The organism is Amycolatopsis pittospori, from assembly GCF_013870525.1.
Taxonomy (GTDB): domain Bacteria; phylum Actinomycetota; class Actinomycetes; order Mycobacteriales; family Pseudonocardiaceae; genus Amycolatopsis; species Amycolatopsis pittospori.
This window is the reverse complement of record NZ_JACBXD010000016.1, coordinates 85,325-101,973: the sequence shown is the minus strand read 5'-3', so window position 1 is coordinate 101,973 and position 16,649 is coordinate 85,325. Positions and strand designations below refer to the sequence as shown.

Below are 16,649 nucleotides of genomic sequence, written 5' to 3'. Positions count from 1 at the left end.
CGGGGGAGCGGGGCCGGCCCCAGCGCGCACCCCTGACAAGTGTCACCCTCAGGTCGTGACGCGCGGCCCAAGGCCGCGAAGCCCTGGAGCGACAAGCTCTAGGCATGAGAGAACAAGACATCACCGCGGGGGCGGCGGTAAGGCTTTCCGGCCTGCGTAAGCATTACGGCGACGTGCGCGCCGTCGACGGTGTCGACCTCACGATCGCGCCGGGCGAGGTGGTCGCCCTGCTCGGGCCGAACGGCGCCGGCAAGTCCACCACCGTCGACATGATCCTGGGTCTCACGCGGCCCGACGGCGGCACCGTGACCGTCTTCGGGCGCGAGCCGGGTGACGCGGTCGGCGACGGGATGATCGGCGCGATGCTGCAGGGTGGCGCGCTCGTCGAGGATCTCACCGTCGCGGAGACGGTCGGCATGGTCGCGGCCCTGCATCGCAAGCCGATGCCGGTGCGCGAGGCGTTGCGCCGCGCGGGGATCGACGACATCGCGAACCGGCGCTCCACCCGGCTTTCCGGTGGGCAGAAGCAGCGTGTGCGGTTCGCGGTCGCGTTGGTGAGCGACCCGGATCTGCTGATCCTCGACGAGCCGACGGCCGCGATGGACGTCGGCACGCGCCGCGAGTTCTGGAAGTCCATGTACGAGTACACGAACTCCGGTCGCACGGTCCTGTTCGCGACCCACTATCTCGAAGAGGCCGAAGAGTTCGCCGACCGCGTCGTGCTGATGCGGTCGGGGCGGATCGTCGCGGACGGTTCGGTCGCGCAGGTCCGTGCGCTGGCAGGGGGACGCACGGTCCGCGCGGTGGTGCCCGCGGCGGCGGAGCCGGTGATCGCGGGGCTGCCCGCGATCACCGGTTTCGAACTCCGCGGCGACCGCGTAGCCCTCTCAAGTTCCGATTCCGACACCACGCTCCGGGCGTTGCTGGCCCAGGTTCCCGAAGCACACGACATCGAGATCAGCGCCATCGGCCTCGAAGGCGCTTTCCTTTCCCTGACAACGGAAACCACCGAGGAAGCCGTCCGATGAACCCGACCTATCTCAAGACCGAGATCGTCCGTACCTTCCGCTCGACGCGGTTCGTGCTCTTCGCGGTCGCCTTCCCGGTACTGATGTTCCTGCTACAGACCAACGTTTTCGGTGCCGCCGACGTGAACATCGCCGGGGTGATCATGGTCAACATGATGGCTTTCGGCACCTTCTCCGCCGCGATGACGAGTGGCGCGAAACTGGCCATCGAGCGCTCCACGGGCTGGCAGCGGCAGCTGCGGCTGACCCCGTTGACCGGCGCCGGCTACCTCAGCGGCAAGGGCCTTTCGTCGATGCTGGTGGCGCTCCCGGCCCTGATCCTGGTCCCGCTGGTCGCCGTGCTCTTCCAGGGCGTCCATCTCGATGCCTCGGCCTGGCTGAGGCTGGTGGCGGGGATCTGGATCGGCGCCATCCCGCTGGTCCTGCTGGGCCTGCTGCTGGGGCAGTTCGGCACGCCGGAGTCGATGCAGCCGGTGAGCATGGTCGTCACGATGGGCATGGGGTTCCTCGGGGGCCTGTGGATCCCGATCGACGGCATGCCTTCGTGGATGAGCGACCTCGCCCAGGTGACGCCGACGTACTGGCTGATCCAGCTGGTCCGCCCGGTCGTCACGGACCATCTCACGGTGAGCTTCCCGGCGGCGGCCGGTGTGCTCGCGGCGTGGACCGCGGTGCTCGGTGCGCTGGTGATCAGGCGTTACCGTAAGGACAGTGCGCGGGTCTGAGAAGGGTGAACCGGTGGACGACTACCCGGGCAGGGTGAAGACGGGCCTGAACAACCGCGAGAACTGGTGGTCGGACATGCCGCCGCGGACCGGCCGGGGACCGCGTCCGGGGCGGTGGGGTCTGCTCAGCCTCCTGTTCATCCTGCCGCTGCTCATCCCCGCCGGGCTCACCGTGTTCTCCGCCGGGCGTACCTGGACCGACGTGCTGATCGTCGTGCTGTTGGTCGCCTATGCCGCCTGCTACGTGCTGTTCCCGCTGGTTCTCCGGCCGTACCGCCGAAGGATGACCTACGCCTTCTCCGCGGCGATGCTGGGTATCGGTCTCATCCTGACCTTCTTGTCCGAGAGCAACCCGTACGTGCTGATCTACGCGACGGCGGTGCTGGCCTTCACCCTCTCGCCGGCGTGGGCGGCGATCCTGGACGGCGGGGCGCTGTCGCTGATCCTGGTCGTCCACCTCTTCCAGGGGCGGGACGATTTCGGCGACCTGATCTCGGTGGCTTCGATCACGGCGGCGATGTTCTTCATGGCGAACCTGGTCCGCGCGGTGCGGAAACTCGAAGCGGCGAACCAGGAGATCGCGACGCTCGCGGTCGCGGGGGAGCGCGAACGCCTGGCGCGGGACCTGCACGACATCCTCGGCCACAGCCTCACCACCATCACGGTGAAGGCGGGGCTGGCCCGCCGGATGCTGGAGAGCGGCAAGGACGACGGCCGCGCGATCGACGAGATCCGCGAGGTCGAAGGCCTGACCCGCAGCGCGCTGTCGGATATCCGCGCCACCGTGTCGGAGTATCGCGAGGTGTCGCTTTCGGCGGAACTCGCCGGGGCGCGGGCGGCGTTGCGGGCGGCCGAGATCGACGCCGACCTGCCGCACGCGGTGGACAACGTCGATCCCGGCCTGCAGCGGACTTTCGGGTACGTGCTGCGGGAGGCCGTCACCAACGTGCTCCGGCATTCCGCGGCGAAGCGGGTGAAGGTCCGCTTCGGCCAGACCTGGCTGGAGGTCGAGGACGACGGCCGGGGTGGCGAGACGGCGGCCGGGAACGGTCTGCGTGGTCTGACGGAACGCCTGGAGGCCGTCGGAGGGACCTTGAAGGCCTCCGCGCCGGCCGGGGGAGGATGGCTGCTCCGGGCCGAGGTCCCGGCCGCGACGATGCGAAGCGACGTGCGGGCGTCGCTCGCCGAACCCTCTGGAGGGTGTGCGTGATCCGGGTCTTGCTCGCCGACGACCAGGCGATGGTGCGCGGCGCCCTTGCCACGGTGCTCGGCCTCGAATCCGACATCGAGGTGGTCGCCCAGGTCGGTTCGGGGGACGACGTGCTCCCCAAGGCCGAGGAGACCCGCCCGGACGTCGCGCTGCTCGACGTCCAGATGCCGGGCAAGGACGGTCTCGAAGCCGCCGCCGAACTGCACGGCGCCCTGCCCTCGTGCCGGATCATCATCTGCACCACCTTCGGCAGACCCGGCTATCTCTCGCGGGCGATGGCGGCGGGCGCGGCGGGATTCGTGGTGAAGGACGCGCCCCCGGAGCAACTCGTCGACGCGGTGCGGAGAGTCCACAGTGGACTCCGGGTGGTCGATCCCGCCCTCGCCGCCGAATCGCTCGCCACCGGAGCGAGCCCGCTCACCGCACGCGAACACGACGTCCTCAAGGCGGCGAAGGACGGCAGCACGGTGGCCGACATCGCCCGTGCGCTGCACCTTTCCGAAGGCACCGTGCGCAACCATCTTTCGGCCGCGATGGGCAAGACAGGGGCGCGGACCCGGGCCGAAGCGGTACGTCTCGCGGAAGAGCACGGCTGGCTCTGAGATCACCTCGCCGCTCTGCGAGAATCACCTTCGTGAGTACCGCCGTACGGACGAAACCCACCCGCGCGAACTGGGTGCGCCGGATCGTGGCGGGCACGCTGCTGGTCGTCTTCGCGGTGATCGGCGGGACGGCGTTCCGCGTCTGGCAGGTCGCGCGCGAGGACGTGCGCGACCGGGCCGACGTCATCGTGGTGCTCGGCGCGGCCCAGTACAACGGCAGGCCGTCGGAGATCTTCCAGTCGCGGCTGGCCAAGGCGAAGGCCCTGTACGACCAGGGTGTCGCCGCGACGATCGTCACCGCGGGCGGCAAGAAGGCCGACGACAACTACACCGAGGCCCAGGCCGGCGCGCTGTGGCTGCGGAAGCGGGGCGTGCCCGTTTCGGCCACGCTCGCCGTCGGCGAGGGCAGTGACACCCTGCGCAGCCTCCGCGCGGTCGCCGAGCAGGTGGAGAAGCGGGGCTGGAAGACGGCCGTCCTGGTCAGCGACCCGTGGCACTCGTTCCGCGCCCGGACCATGGCCGACGACCTGGGCCTGGACGCCTGGACGTCGCCCACCCACAGCGGCCCGATCGTGCAGACCCGCGAGACCCAGGCGTTCTACATCGTCCGCGAGACCGGTGCGCTGCTGTACTACCGGCTCACGAAGTCCCCGGTCGACGCTCTGTAAGTGTCGGTGATCGCGCTTAAGCTGGGCCGGTGAGCGACACCTACACCTCGGCCGACAGGGCGCGCCTGCTGCCCGAGCGGCCCAAGGGCGCGGCGCTGGAAGGCGCCGAGGACGGGCGGAACGCCTTCGCCCGTGATCGCGCGCGCGTGCTGCACTCGGCGGCCCTGCGGCGGCTGGCCGGTAAGACCCAGGTGGTCGGTCCGGGTGAAGGTGCCGAGGTCAGCGGGGTGCCGCGCACCCGGCTGACGCATTCGCTGGAGGTCGCGCAGATCGGCCGCGGCATCGCGGACGAACTGGGCACGGACCCGGATCTGGTGGACACCGCGGGTCTCGCGCACGACATCGGACATCCGCCGTTCGGGCACAACGGCGAGCGCGCGTTGAACGAGGTCGCGCGGCCTTGCGGCGGGTTCGAGGGCAACGCGCAGACACTGCGGATCCTGACCAGGCTGGAGCCCAAGGTCCTGCTCGAAGACGGGTCCTCGGGCGGGCTGAATCTCACCCGAGCCTGCCTCGACGCCGCGACGAAGTATCCGTGGCAGCGCGAGGAGGGCAACCCCAAGTACAGCGTCTATGCCGACGACGCCGAGGTGTTCGGGTGGATCCGCGAAGGCGCGCCCGAGCGCCGTACCTGCCTGGAAGCGCAGATCATGGACTGGTCCGACGACGTCGCCTATTCGGTGCACGACGTCGAGGACGGTGTACTGGCCGGTCGGATCTCGTTGCAGGTGCTGGCCGATTCCGAGGAACGTGCCGCGGTGGCCGAGGCGGCGCAACGGTTTTCGGACCAGTCGCAGTCCACTTTGGAGGGTGCGGCGAAGGAACTGCTCGACCTGCCCGTCGTCGCGGAACTCGCCAGGCCGGGCCTCGACGGCTCGCTCAAGGCACAGGTCGCGTTGAAACGGCTGACGAGCGAACTGGTCGGCCGGTTCGCGACGGCGGTCGTCGGCGCGACGCGGACGGTGTACGGCGAGGGCCCGCTGAGCCGCTACGCCGCGCAACTGGTGATCCCGGAGCAGGTCGCGGCCGAGGTCGCGCTGTTCAAGGCGCTCGCGCTGCGGTACGTGATGAGCGACAGGCGGCGCCTGGCGATGCAGGACGGCCAGCGTCAGATGCTCGCCGAACTGGTCGGGGCGCTGTGCCGCCGCGCCCCGGAGGCGCTGGACGGTCTGTTCCTCCCGGCGTGGGAGGCGGCCCCGGACGACGCGGCCCGTCTGCGCGTGGTCGTCGACCAGGTGGCGTCGCTCACGGACGCGCAGGCCTCCGCGTGGCACGCCTGGCACACCGGCCGCCACGGCTGAGCGCGAAGGCGGAACTTTCGGACAGGAGACGGACCGGCCCGTGCACGGTACGGTCGGCGGCATGGGCGCTGTCGAAAGCCACCTCAGGTTTGGTCTGGACCTCTATCGGGTGCTGGCGAGCCGCGCGGAGAACGCGTGTTTCTCGCCGTACTCGATCGCGAGCGCGCTCGGCCTGGTGACGCAGGCCGCGAAGGGGAAGACCAGAGAAGAGCTGGTCGAGCTCCTCGGCGATCCGGACGACCTCGCCGACCTGCTGAACAAGGCCTCGTCGCTGCTCGACGACGGCCCCGAACTCGCGGTCGCGAACACGCTCTGGGCCTGGGACGGCCTCCCACTCGAAGACTCCTTCCGCAAGGAGCTGGCGACGTGGCCGGGCGGCAAGGTCGCGAGCGCGCCGTTCGGCGACGACCCGGAGGCCGCGCGGAGGCTGATCAACGCCGATGTCGCCGAGGCCACCCGCGACCTGATCCCCGAACTGCTGCAGCCCGGGACGGTCGCTCCGGACACCGTCGCCGCCATCGTCAACGCGCTGTATCTCAAAACCGCGTGGACCAACCCGTTCTCGAGTGACAACACCGCGCCCGCGGACTTCCACGCGCCGTCGGGCACCCGTACCGTGCCGACGATGTGGCTCGAAAAGCGGCTCGACCACACCCACGAGGACGGCTGGCAGGTCGTCCGCCTCGGCGCCGAGGGCGGGGTGGAGGCGATCGTCCTGCTGCCCGACGGCGAACTCGACGACGCCGAACTCGACGCGGGCAAGCTGGCCGGTCTGCTGGAGAACACCCGTTCCAAGACGATCAGCCTGTCGCTGCCGAAACTGGACCTCGACGTCGCGAGCCCGCTGACGCAGAAGCTCCAGGAACTCGGCGTACGGACCATGTTCACCGCGCGCGCCGACCTCACCGGACTCGCCGACGACGACCGGCTCGAAGTGTCCGAGGTCGTCCACCAGTCCGTGCTCCGCATCGACGAACAGGGCCTCGAAGGCGCCGCCGCGACAGCGGTGCTGATGCGGCTGACGTCGATCATGGTCGACGAGCCGCTCGAAGTCGCCGTCGATCGCCCGTTCCTCCTGCTCGTGCGGCATGCCACGACGGGTGTGATCTACTTTCTCGCCCGCGTAGTCGAGCCGTGAGGATGGTCAGTGAGTCTTTTCCAGGCTGAGGCGGCCGCCGAAGTGGCCGAGGAGACTTCCGGGCGACCTCGCCGGTTCACCGGTGCCGACGCCGCCATCATGGGCGGCTTCCTGTTGTTCGCGTTCCTGCTCTACAACGGGCTCTGGCTCGACCTCGAAGAGGGCTACCTCTGGAACAGCGCTTCGGACCAGAACCTGTGGGAGTGGTTCTTCTCCGTCACCGCGGACAACGTGCTGCACCTGAACAACCCGCTCACGACGCATTTCCAGAACCATCCGCTCGGTGTGAACCTGATGGCCAACACGGCCATGCTCGGTATCGGCATCCCGCTGGCGCCGGTCACCCTCACCTTCGGGCCGACCGTCACCTGGGCCATCGCGCTCACCGGCGGTCTCGCCGGCACGGCGGCGGCCTGGTACTGGGTGTTCTCGCGGCATCTGGTCACCCACCGGGTCGGCGCGGCCATCGGCGGCGCGTTCGTCGGATTCGCCCCGCCGATGATCTCGCACGGCAACGCGCATCCGAACTTCGTCGCGTGGTTCGTCCTGCCGTTCATCGCACTGCTGGTGTTCAAGATCGCCCGCGGCGAACGCCCGGTCCGCAACGGGATCTTCCTCGGCCTGCTCGCGGCGTACCAGATCTTCCTCGGCGAAGAGCCACTGCTGATCTTCGCGATGGCGTTCGCGATCTTCGCCATCGCCTACTTCGCGACGAACCACCGCGAGTTCCGGCCGATGGCGAAACCGCTGGGCGTCGGGGTCGGCATCGGCGTCCTCGTGGCGCTGGTCCTGTGTGCTTTCCCGCTGTGGTGGCAGTTCTTCGGCCCGCAGAGCTACCAGGCGATCGAACACGGTCCCGTCGGCAACGACACGGCCGCGTTCACCCGGTTCGCGACGCAGTCGGTCGCCGGGCAGCCGCAGGCCGCCGCGGACGTGTCGATGAACCGCACCGAGGAGAACGCCTTCTTCGGCTGGCCGCTGATCGTGCTGATGGTGATCATCACCGTCTGGTTGTGGCGCGAGGTGTTCGCGCGGGCGCTGGCGATCTCGATGTTCGTGATGGCCTGGCTCTCCCTCGGTGTGGAACTCGTGGTGGTCCACGAGAACACCGGTATCCCCGGGCCGTGGAAGCTGCTTTCGGGGCTGCCGCTGTTCGAGTCCCTGCTGGAATCGCGGCTCGCGATGGGCTGTATCCCGCTCATCGGCGCCCTGCTGGCGCTCGCGACCGAGCGTGTCTACGCCGCCGCGTCGAAACTGCCGGAAACACCGGGGGAGCGGCAGTTCCCCTTGCGGCTGCTGTGGATCGGCGTCGTCATCGCGGTCCTGCTGCCGGTGGCGCCGACACAACTGATCGTCAAGGAACGGCCGCCGACACCGAAGTTCCTCGCCGACGGCACCTGGCGGACCTATGTCGCGCCCGGCGGGACCGTGGTGCCCGTTCCGTTGCCGAGTTCCGGCGAATCCGAACCGCTGCACTGGCAGATCGACGCCGGACTCGGCTACTCCATGCCGGAGGGGTACTTCGTCGGGCCGAGCGGTCCCGACGACAAACGCGGCCGCTACGGCGCCGTCCAGCGGCCGACGTCGATCATCTTCGACCAGATCAAACAGACCGGCGTCCCCGCGACGATCACCGAATCGCAGCGGGTGCAGGCGCTGGAAGACCTGCGGTACTGGAACGCCGACGTGCTCGTGCTGATCCCGCGCGAACACCAGGACGCCTTCCGGGCCACCGTGGACCTGTTGCTGCGCAAACCCGCCGAGTTCGTCGACGGCGTCTGGGTCTGGGACGTCCGGACGATCACCCCCTGACGCGGCCGGTCAGTCACCCGCGGGGCGGCGCACGACGAACGGTTCGGTGTGGCCCTCGATGCCCCAGGATCCATCCGGGTCGGTGAACGGCTCGTCGAGGGGCAGGGCCAACTGCTCGTTGACCCACACCGTCCCGCATTCGAGCCGTCTCGCGACTTCGGCGGCGCGTTCCTCGTCCGCGCCCCACACCGAACCGCACGAGCCGGCCGCCGAGGTGTTCGCCAGCCCGACGGCTTCGTCCACTGTGGAGCATCGCACGATCGGCAGCACCGGGCCGGACTGTTCTTCGCGCACCACTCGCATCCCGTCGTGCGCCTCGGCGAGGATCGCCGGTGCGAAGAAGTACCCGGGCCCGTCGAGCCGTCCGCCGGTGACGATCCGCGCGCCGTCCGACCGCGCTTCCTCGATGAGACCGGTGACCTGGTCGTAGCGCGACCGGTTGTTCACCGGGCCCATCTGCGTTCCGGGTGTCCGCCCGTCGCCCACCACGACCTCCTCCGCCAAGGCCGCCAGCGCCGCCACGACTCCGTCGTAGGCGGATCCGATGGCGTAGACCCGTTTGACGGCCATGCCGATCTGCCCGCAGTTGGCGAACGCGCTCCAGAACAGTCTTTCCGCGATACCCGCGGGATCGGTGCCGGGGAGGACGATCGCGGGGCCGTTGCCGCCCAGTTCCAGCGTCAGTCGTTTCAACGCGGGCGCGGCCGCGGCCGCCACGTGCCTCCCGGTGGGGACGGAGCCGCTGAAGTCGATCTTCCTGATCCCCGGATGCGCGACCAGATGCTCGCCGAGCGGATCCTGCCCGGTGAGCACGGTCAGCACACCGGGTGGCAGCACCTCCGCCAGCATCCGGCCCAGGTGCAGGGTGGTGAGCGGGGTGCGCGGCGACGGCTTGAGCACCACCGTGTTCCCGGCGGCGAACGCCGGCGCGAGCTTCGCGACGGCCAGCCGCACGGGGAAGTTCCACGGGGTGATCGCGGCGACCGGACCCAGTGGGCGCCGGTGTGCCTCCACCCGGCCGTCGACCCGCGGTTCCAGGCGCAGCCGGGCGAAGTACCGCAGCCGCGCCGCGGCCCTGGCGAACTCGGTTTCGGCTTCCCGAAGCGGTTTCCCCTGTTCCTCGGTCAGTACGGGGGCCAGCACGCTCGCGGCCTCCTCGACGACGACCGCACACGACATCAGCGCCGCGTGCCGGTCCGTGGCGCGCCACGCGGGCCAGGCATCGGCGGCGGCACGGACCGCTTTGTCGACATCGGCGGGCCCGGCATCCGGGACGGTGGTGATTCGCTGTCCGGTCGCGGGATCCTCGACGGCGAGGTGGCCCATGTGTTTCCTCCGGTGGGGGAGTGCGGAGGGGACGCCGAAGAAACCGGTGTGCGGGAAGGAATGCCGAATGTCAGCCTACCTTCGATGATCGAACGAAGGTTCCGGCGAAAAGGCTAATCGGATCGACACGCGATCCCGTTCCGTAGCCGGAAGGCCGCCGTTTCGGCCGTATGGTCCACGTCACTCGCGAGCGTGTCACGTCCGCGCGGGTCGCCTCGTCCACCTACTGAACGCAACCCGCACGAGGAGGACCCCATGCCGCGAATTCCCGCCGTCAAGACCGCCGACGCCGGTTTCCTGCTGAAGCTGTTCTACAAGTTCGCCGGGAAGCGTTTCGGTGCCGTGCCCGAGCCGATGGCGGTCTACGCGCACCATCCGGCCCTGCTCCGGGCGAACGGGCTGCACGAAATGATGGTCGAGAAGGCGAGCAAGACCTTGCCGTCGAACGTGCGCGAGCTGGCCGTCTACCGGGTCGCGACGCAACTCGGCTGCTCGTGGTGCATCGACTTCGGCACCATGTTGCAGCTGCACGAAGGTCTCGACATCGAACGGCTGAAGAAGATCGACGACTACGCGAAGTCGTCCGCGTTCACCGACCAGGAACGGCTCGCGCTCGCGTACGCCGACGCGATGACCGCGAGCCCGGTGACCGTCACCGACGAGCAGGTCGCCGAGCTGGAACGCGAATTCGGCCGCAAGGGCGTCATCGAGCTGACCTATCAGATCGGGCTCGAGAACTCGCGCGCCCGGATGAACAGCGCTCTCGACATCACCGCGCAGGGCTTCACCTCGGGCGACGCCTGCCAGGTGCCACTGCCGTAGCCGGCGGGTGATCCGGGCGGGGGAGGGCCGCCCGGATCACCCGTCGGCGAGGTGGCTCAGTAGCGGACGAAGGACAGCTGGATCGGGGCTCCGTTGTAACAGGCCCCGACATGTCCCCAGGTGCCGGTGGTGAAGTGGTGCACCATCTGGAAACCCGTGATCCAGCGGCGCGGATAGCGCGTCGCGCGCGAGTTCGGACTGATCCCGGTGATCCCCACGTTGAAAGAGCCGCCATTGTCGTAAGACGAGTACTGGCCGAAATGCAGATTGTGGTTCGTCTCGTTGATGACGTCGATTCGGTCGATGTAGAGGTTGGAGCCGCTGAAGTTGCCCCATATCTGGGTCCGCATCGACCAGTCCTCGACATTGCCCAGCTCGTCGCAGGAGTCACCCCAGGTGGCGATGATCGACGAAGCGATGCCCTGGTAGAAGTAGTTTCCCCCGCCGCGTTGGGCGGCCGCGGGCTGCACGGTCGCGAAGATCCCCGCCAGCAGGACGAGGAGTACCGAAAGGGCGCGTTGCAGGGGGCGCCGAAGCGCTCCGCGTGAGGTGGCGAATTCCTTCTTCATGTCTACCGCTTTCACCGGATTACAGTTTTCCAGTGTGCAGGATTGCAGTCCGTCGTATCCGTCGGCAATGCGCTTCAGGCAGACGTGAAACCCTGGGGTATCCCGGATTAGTCATCGACACTGATATCGCCGGTTCCCTCGCGCATCCGAGTACAGGGAGAGTCATGCGAAGAATCACGACCGTCGCCGTCGCCGTCGCCGCGGCCACCGGCGGGCTGCTCGCCACGGTGGGACCCGCCTCCGCCGGATACCTGGTCGGCGCCTACTGCGGCCGGGCCGTCATCTGTGAGACCAAGGAGGTCTGGCGCCAGCAACTGCCGGACTGGTCGAGGTACACGACGATCAACTACGACGCGAGTTCGCCCGAAGGGTTCAAGGACTGCTCCCTGAAGGTCTATCTCAACGGCGTGCAGGCGGACCACATCCGATTCAACGCCATGGACGGGCCGAGATTTCACCAGAACCGCTATGACAGCGGTTCCCTCAAGGCCCGCATGGAATGCAACGCGAACAGCGTTCTGCCGTCGCTGAACATCGACATCAGCGACAACATCTGAGCCCCGGCCGTCGTGAGTGTCCTGGGTCGTTAGGGCCGACCGTGTCTTAGGTACCTACGGTCGGGCGGGTTGGCGTGACTGGACGGACGTCACACGTGACTGGGCGGACGTCACCTGGTGTCGTCCGTCTGATCACGGGTGTCGTCCGGCTGATCACATGTGCCGTCCACCCAGTCACGCGAAAGCACCGACCCGGCCCGGCTTGGTCGTGAGTGGTGAAGGTCGTTAGAACGACCCAAAACACTCACGACCCCCACCAGAACCGGGGCCCTGCGTCACCCTCGGCCCACCTTGGCCTTCGCGTCCGTGAGCTTGTCCGGGTTCGCCATGTCGTAGATCGCGACGATCTTCCCGTCGCGGATGACGAACGCGTTGACATGCTCGTCGAGCGCCCGGTACCCCTCGGAGGCGGCCTGCGGCGGGATGTAGAGGCCGAGGTCGCCGTTGACCAGTGCGGGCCGGGCCTGCTCGATCCCGCTCGGGTCGTACAGCCGCATGAGGCCCTGGAACAGCCGGGTGACCTTGTCGAAGCCGGTGACCGTGTGCACCGCGGTGCGCGCCTTGCCGCCGCCGTCGCCGACGAGGACGACGTCGGGGTGCAGCACTTCGGCCACCGCCTGGATGTCGCCGGTGAGCATCGCGGTCATGAACCTCTCGATGATCTGCTGCTGTTCGGCCAGGGCCGTCCGGGGCGGCGGATCGGCGTCGGCGACCGCGCGACGGCCGCGGGAACCGTGCTGGCGGGCGGCGTCGGTGGTGCAGCCCAGGATCTCGGCGATCTCGCCGAACGGAACCGCGAACGCGTCGTGCAGGACGAACGCCACGCGCTGCTCGGGCGTCAACCGGTCGAGGACGACCATGGCCGCCATCCGCATGCCGTCGTCGCGGACGGCGATGGTCAGCGGATCCTCCGACGACGGCGTGCCCAGCGGGCCGAGCACCGGTTCCGGCAGCCACTCGCCGACGTACCGCTCGCGGCGCACCACGGCCGACCGCAGCCGGTCCAGGCAGATCCGGCTGACGACCGTCGTGAGCCAGCCTTTGTGGTCTTCGATCGCGGACCGGCGGCCGTCGTCCAGGCCGCTCAGCCGCAGCCACGACTCCTGGACGGCGTCCTCGGCGTCGGACAGCGCTCCGGTGAGCCGATACGCGACGGACACCAAATGGGGGCGCAACGCGGCGAAGTCCCCGGCCAGTTCATCCAGAGCGGTGCTCATTCCCCGAGTGTGCCGTACCGGGCTCCGGGAGGGAGAACTAGACTGGTGGCGTGGCAGGACGGATTCGGGAGAGCGACATCGCGGAGGTGCGCGAGCGCAACCGGATCGACGAGGTCATCGGCGACTACGTCGCCCTTCGCAGCGCCGGCGGCGGCAGCCTGAAAGGGCTTTGCCCGTTCCACAACGAGAAGACCCCGTCGTTCAACGTGCGCCCCACCCACGGGACCTTCCACTGCTTCGGCTGTGGCGAGGGCGGTGACGTGATCAAGTTCATCCAGAAGATGGATCTGATCTCGTTCGTGGAGGCCGTCGAGCGGCTCGCCGACCGCGCGGGCTTCCGGTTGACCTACGAAGGCGGCGGCGGGAGCGTCCAGCGCGATCGCGGCACCCGCGCCCGGCTGATCGAGGCGCACCGCGCGGCCCAGGAGTTCTACGCCGAGCAGCTGCTCACGCCGGACGCGCGCGCCGCCAGGGACTTCCTCTCCGAGCGCGGCTTCGACTCCGCCGCGGCGCAGACGTTCGGCTGCGGATACGCGCCGGCGGGCTGGGACAAGCTCACCAAGCACCTGCTCACCCGCGGGTTCGAGGTCAAGGAACTGCTCACGGCCGGGCTGGCCAAGGAGGGGCAGCGCGGGCCGATGGACCGGTTCAACCGGCGGCTGCTCTGGCCCATCCGCGACGTCGGCAACGAGGTCGTCGGGTTCGGCGCGCGGCGCCTCTACGACGACGACCGCGTCTCGGCGAAGTACCTGAACACCGCGGAATCGCCGATCTACAAGAAGTCGCAGGTGATGTTCGGCCTCGACCTGGCCAAACGCGAGATCGCGAAGCGGCACCAGGTCGTCGTCGTCGAGGGCTACACCGACGTGATGGCGATGCACGCCGCCGGGGTGCCGACGGCCGTCGCGTCGTCGGGGACGGCGTTCGGCGAGGACCATATGAAGGTCCTCCGGCGGCTGATGATGGACGACGACGCCTTCCGCGGCGAAGTGATCTTCACCTTCGACGGTGACGAAGCCGGCCAGAAAGCGGCGCTGAAGGCCTTCGAAGGTGATCAGACGTTCGCCGGGCAGACCTACATCGCGGTCGCCCCCGACGGTATGGACCCCTGCGAACTCCGGCTGGCCAAGGGCGACACCGCGGTGCGCGACCTGGTCGCGCGGCGGATCCCGCTGTTCGAGTTCGCGATCAAGAGCATGCTCAAGGCGTTCGACCTCGACTCCGTCGACGGACAGGTCGCGGCGCTGCAGAAGACCGTCCCGATGGTCGCGGGCATCAAGGACCGCGCCAGCCGCGACGGCTACGCGTCGAAACTCGCCTGGTGGGTCGGCTGGCAGGACGCGGCGCAGGTGGTGAACCGGGTCCGCGGCAGCGCGGGCGCGACGGCGAAACGCTCCGCCACCGTCGAGGTCCGGCGGCCCGCCCCGGCGGCCACCGCCACCATGGAAGAGGACCTCCCGCGCCCCGCCCCCGGCGATCCGCGGTTCATCGCCCAGCGCGAGGCCCTCAAGGCGGCGCTGCAGCAGCCGATGCTCGCCGGGGCCGAGTACGACGCGCTCCCCGAGGACGCGTTCACCCACCCGGTGTACATCGCCATCCACAAGGCGCTGCTGGCCGCCGGGGGAGCGGGTTCCGGGCTGACCGGTCCCGCCCTGATCGACGCCGCCACGCCGCACTGTCCACAAGGGACCGTCCGGCGCGTGCTCAGCGAACTCTCGGTGGAGCCGTTGCGTGCCAAGGGCGAGGTCGACTCGCGCTATATCTCCGCGCAGTTCGCGGCGGTGCAGGAGAGTCTGGTCGGCCGCCAGATCAACGAGATCAAGTCGAAGCTCCAGCGGCTTTCCCCGGTCGAGGCGCCGGACGACTACCGTGCGCTGTTCGGCGACCTCGTCGCCCTGGAGCAGTACCGGAAGGCGCTGAAGGAACAGGCCATCGGCGGATTGGACTGAGTGCTCATGGGCTGGCTGCGTCACCTGCTCGGTGACCGTGTCCCCGCGGATTTCGGTGGCACCCTGGACGACGGCGAGCACGTCGTCCGGAGTGCTCCGGTCGAGGGCGGCGGGTATCTGCTCGTCACGCAACTCGGCCTGTGGATCCCCGGCGGCGAGGGGCCGCGCCGGGTCGGCTGGCATCTGGTCGGCAAGGCGGCGTGGTCCGACGGCGTGTTCACCCTGACCGAATCCGAGGAGGCCGGTACCGCCGGGAAGGCCGTGGTGCTGGCCGACAAGGCGCCGGTCCGGTTCAAGCTCGCCCGGCCGGGCAAGGTCCCGTTCCTGGTGCGGGAGCGCGTCGACGGTTCGGTCCGGGAGCGGCACCGCAAGGACCTCGGAGCCGGGGGAGCGTGGTTCGTCGAGCGCAAGATCCCCGGCCAGGACGGCACGGTGCTGCAGGTGCGGCCCGATCCGGGCACCGACGTCGAGGTGATCAAGGCGATCGCCGAGGAAGCGGCGGAGAAACTGGCCAAGCCCCGCGGCTAGCAGTACGCTCGTACTGTATCGCTGGGAGGCAGCATGTGGGATCCGGTCAAGTACCTCGACTACGCCGGCCTGCGGGCCCGGCCGTTCTACGACCTCGTCGGGCGGATACCGGCCGAGAAACCCCGCCGGGTGGCGGACCTGGGTTGCGGCCCGGGAAATCTGACCGCCGGCCTGGCGGAACGCTGGCCGGACGCGATCATCGAGGCCAGCGACAGTTCCGCCGAAATGGTCGAGGCCGCCCGCGCGCGAGGCGTCGACGCCCGCGTCCTGGACGTCAACGACTGGACGCCCGAGCCGGACACCGACGTGGTCATCTCGAACGCCGTCCTCCAATGGGTCCCCGAGCACCGTGTCCTGCTTCGCCGCTGGGTGGACCTGCTGCCGCCCGGAGCGACGCTCGCGTTCCAGGTCCCCGGCAACTTCGACGCCCCTTCGCACGCGCTCGTCCGCGAACTCGCGCGCACCGAAGAGTGGGCTTCGCGCCTCGCCGGCGTCGTGCTGCGGGAGAACGAAGCCGTCGACAGCCCCCTCGGCTACGGAAACCTGCTGGCCGACGCCGGTTGCGCCGTCGACGCGTGGGAGACGACGTACCTCCAGCGACTGTCCGGCGAGGACGCCGTCCTCGAATGGATCACCGGGACCTCGCTCCGCCCGGTCAAGGAGGCCCTGCCCGGCGCCGACTGGGACCACTTCCGCGCCCAGATCGCCCGAAAGCTGGACGAGGCCTACCCGCCGCGCCCCGATGGGACCACCTGGTTCGAGTTCCGGCGCGTCTTCGTGGTCGCCGTCGTCCCCTGATCGACGTAGCGAAGGGGCCCTTCACCGCATCGGATGCGGTGAAGGGCCCCTTCGGTTCGTTTCAGGGCGCGGGTCAGCGCTGGGCCCGCCCGAACCTCTCACCGACCTTGGCGCGAGCGACCCCGGCGGCGCCCTGCACCATGGGGTGGTCAGCGATCTTGCGGTAGGTCCGCACGATCTGCTCGTACCGCCCCCGGCCGGCCCTCGCGCCCAACACGTAGCCCGCGGCCGCACCCAGCAGGAACATCTTCATCCGAGTCCACGCCTCCCGTTCGATCTTGCTCCGGCTGTCATTGTCCCTCAAAACGCGAGCTTGACGAGGTCGCGGGAGAAAGTGGGGGTGGGTGTGCGGCCGTTCGAGCGCATGGGCTAAAGTTCTCTCATCGGTCGGAGCGATCC

At 69.2% G+C, this 16,649-nt stretch carries 17 protein-coding genes; 13 read left to right on the top strand and 4 right to left on the bottom strand.

The features are described 5' to 3' along the window. Positions 1-104: 104 nt before the first annotated feature. The 8 genes from H5J31_RS12100 to H5J31_RS12065 all read left to right on the top strand — a co-directional run bounded on the left by H5J31_RS12100 (position 105) and on the right by H5J31_RS12065 (position 8,484). Positions 105-1,028, top strand: coding sequence for an ABC transporter ATP-binding protein (locus H5J31_RS12100; RefSeq protein ID WP_181772611.1), 924 nt, complete (start codon positions 105-107; stop codon positions 1,026-1,028). After that, positions 1,025-1,753 carry an ABC transporter permease gene (locus H5J31_RS12095; RefSeq protein ID WP_181772610.1) on the top strand — a complete coding sequence of 243 codons (729 nt, stop codon included), beginning with the start codon at positions 1,025-1,027 and terminating at the stop codon, positions 1,751-1,753. Before H5J31_RS12100 ends, H5J31_RS12095 begins: the two co-directional genes overlap by 4 nt. 13 nt (positions 1,754-1,766) lie before the next feature. Beyond that, a complete protein-coding gene (locus H5J31_RS12090) occupies positions 1,767-2,963 on the top strand; it encodes a sensor histidine kinase (RefSeq protein WP_181772643.1) in 1,197 nt (398 codons plus the stop codon). Next, a complete protein-coding gene (locus H5J31_RS12085; RefSeq protein ID WP_181772609.1) occupies positions 2,960-3,565 on the top strand; it encodes a response regulator transcription factor in 606 nt (201 codons plus the stop codon). Before H5J31_RS12090 ends, H5J31_RS12085 begins: the two co-directional genes overlap by 4 nt. Before the next feature lie 32 nt (positions 3,566-3,597). Further along, on the top strand, positions 3,598-4,233 hold the full coding sequence (locus H5J31_RS12080) for a YdcF family protein (RefSeq protein ID WP_181772608.1): 636 nt from the start codon (positions 3,598-3,600) through the stop codon (positions 4,231-4,233). Positions 4,234-4,262: 29 nt separating this feature from the next. After that, entirely contained in the window at positions 4,263-5,534 is a 1,272-nt protein-coding gene (locus tag H5J31_RS12075; RefSeq protein WP_181772607.1) for a deoxyguanosinetriphosphate triphosphohydrolase, read from the top strand. A 61-nt stretch (positions 5,535-5,595) separates the two neighbouring features. Continuing rightward, positions 5,596-6,672 (top strand): serpin family protein, encoded by a 1,077-nt coding sequence (locus tag H5J31_RS12070; RefSeq protein WP_181772606.1) that lies wholly within the window; start codon positions 5,596-5,598, stop codon positions 6,670-6,672. A gap of 9 nt (positions 6,673-6,681) precedes the next feature. Beyond that, positions 6,682-8,484 (top strand): DUF6541 family protein, encoded by a 1,803-nt coding sequence (locus tag H5J31_RS12065; protein WP_181772605.1) that lies wholly within the window; start codon positions 6,682-6,684, stop codon positions 8,482-8,484. Positions 8,485-8,493: 9 nt separating this feature from the next. Here H5J31_RS12065 and H5J31_RS12060 read toward each other — a convergent pair whose 3' ends face one another. Continuing rightward, positions 8,494-9,810, bottom strand: a complete 1,317-nt coding sequence (locus tag H5J31_RS12060) for an aldehyde dehydrogenase family protein (RefSeq protein ID WP_181772604.1) — start codon at positions 9,808-9,810, stop codon at positions 8,494-8,496. A gap of 255 nt (positions 9,811-10,065) precedes the next feature. On the opposite strand from H5J31_RS12060, the gene H5J31_RS12055 reads away from it, so the two are divergent. After that, positions 10,066-10,632 carry a carboxymuconolactone decarboxylase family protein gene (locus tag H5J31_RS12055; protein WP_181772603.1) on the top strand — a complete coding sequence of 189 codons (567 nt, stop codon included), beginning with the start codon at positions 10,066-10,068 and terminating at the stop codon, positions 10,630-10,632. A 56-nt stretch (positions 10,633-10,688) separates the two neighbouring features. On the opposite strand, the gene H5J31_RS12050 is transcribed toward H5J31_RS12055, so the two are convergent. Continuing rightward, on the bottom strand, positions 10,689-11,201 hold the full coding sequence (locus H5J31_RS12050) for a hypothetical protein (RefSeq protein ID WP_181772602.1): 513 nt from the start codon (positions 11,199-11,201) through the stop codon (positions 10,689-10,691). 164 nt (positions 11,202-11,365) lie between these two features. Here H5J31_RS12050 and H5J31_RS12045 point away from each other — a divergent pair, with 164 nt between their 5' ends. Further along, complete coding sequence (locus H5J31_RS12045) at positions 11,366-11,758, top strand: hypothetical protein (protein ID WP_181772601.1); 393 nt, start codon at positions 11,366-11,368, stop codon at positions 11,756-11,758. Between the two features lie 275 nt (positions 11,759-12,033). Here the strand turns inward: H5J31_RS12045 and H5J31_RS12040 are convergent, their stop codons facing one another. Further along, entirely contained in the window at positions 12,034-12,975 is a 942-nt protein-coding gene (locus H5J31_RS12040) for a sigma-70 family RNA polymerase sigma factor (RefSeq protein WP_181772600.1), read from the bottom strand. A gap of 50 nt (positions 12,976-13,025) precedes the next feature. Between H5J31_RS12040 and dnaG the strand changes: the two genes are divergently transcribed. From dnaG to H5J31_RS12025, 3 genes are read left to right on the top strand one after another with little or no spacing between them, the layout of a single operon-like run. Then, positions 13,026-14,924 carry a DNA primase gene (gene dnaG / locus H5J31_RS12035; RefSeq protein WP_181772599.1) on the top strand — a complete coding sequence of 633 codons (1,899 nt, stop codon included), beginning with the start codon at positions 13,026-13,028 and terminating at the stop codon, positions 14,922-14,924. 6 nt (positions 14,925-14,930) lie between these two features. Continuing rightward, on the top strand, positions 14,931-15,452 hold the full coding sequence (locus H5J31_RS12030; protein ID WP_181772598.1) for a hypothetical protein: 522 nt from the start codon (positions 14,931-14,933) through the stop codon (positions 15,450-15,452). Positions 15,453-15,485: 33 nt separating this feature from the next. Next, positions 15,486-16,250 carry a trans-aconitate 2-methyltransferase gene (locus tag H5J31_RS12025; RefSeq protein WP_181772597.1) on the top strand — a complete coding sequence of 255 codons (765 nt, stop codon included), beginning with the start codon at positions 15,486-15,488 and terminating at the stop codon, positions 16,248-16,250. A 73-nt stretch (positions 16,251-16,323) separates the two neighbouring features. Here H5J31_RS12025 and H5J31_RS12020 read toward each other — a convergent pair whose 3' ends face one another. Continuing rightward, positions 16,324-16,554 (bottom strand): hypothetical protein, encoded by a 231-nt coding sequence (locus H5J31_RS12020; RefSeq protein WP_236004955.1) that lies wholly within the window; start codon positions 16,552-16,554, stop codon positions 16,324-16,326. Positions 16,555-16,649 lie beyond the last annotated feature (95 nt).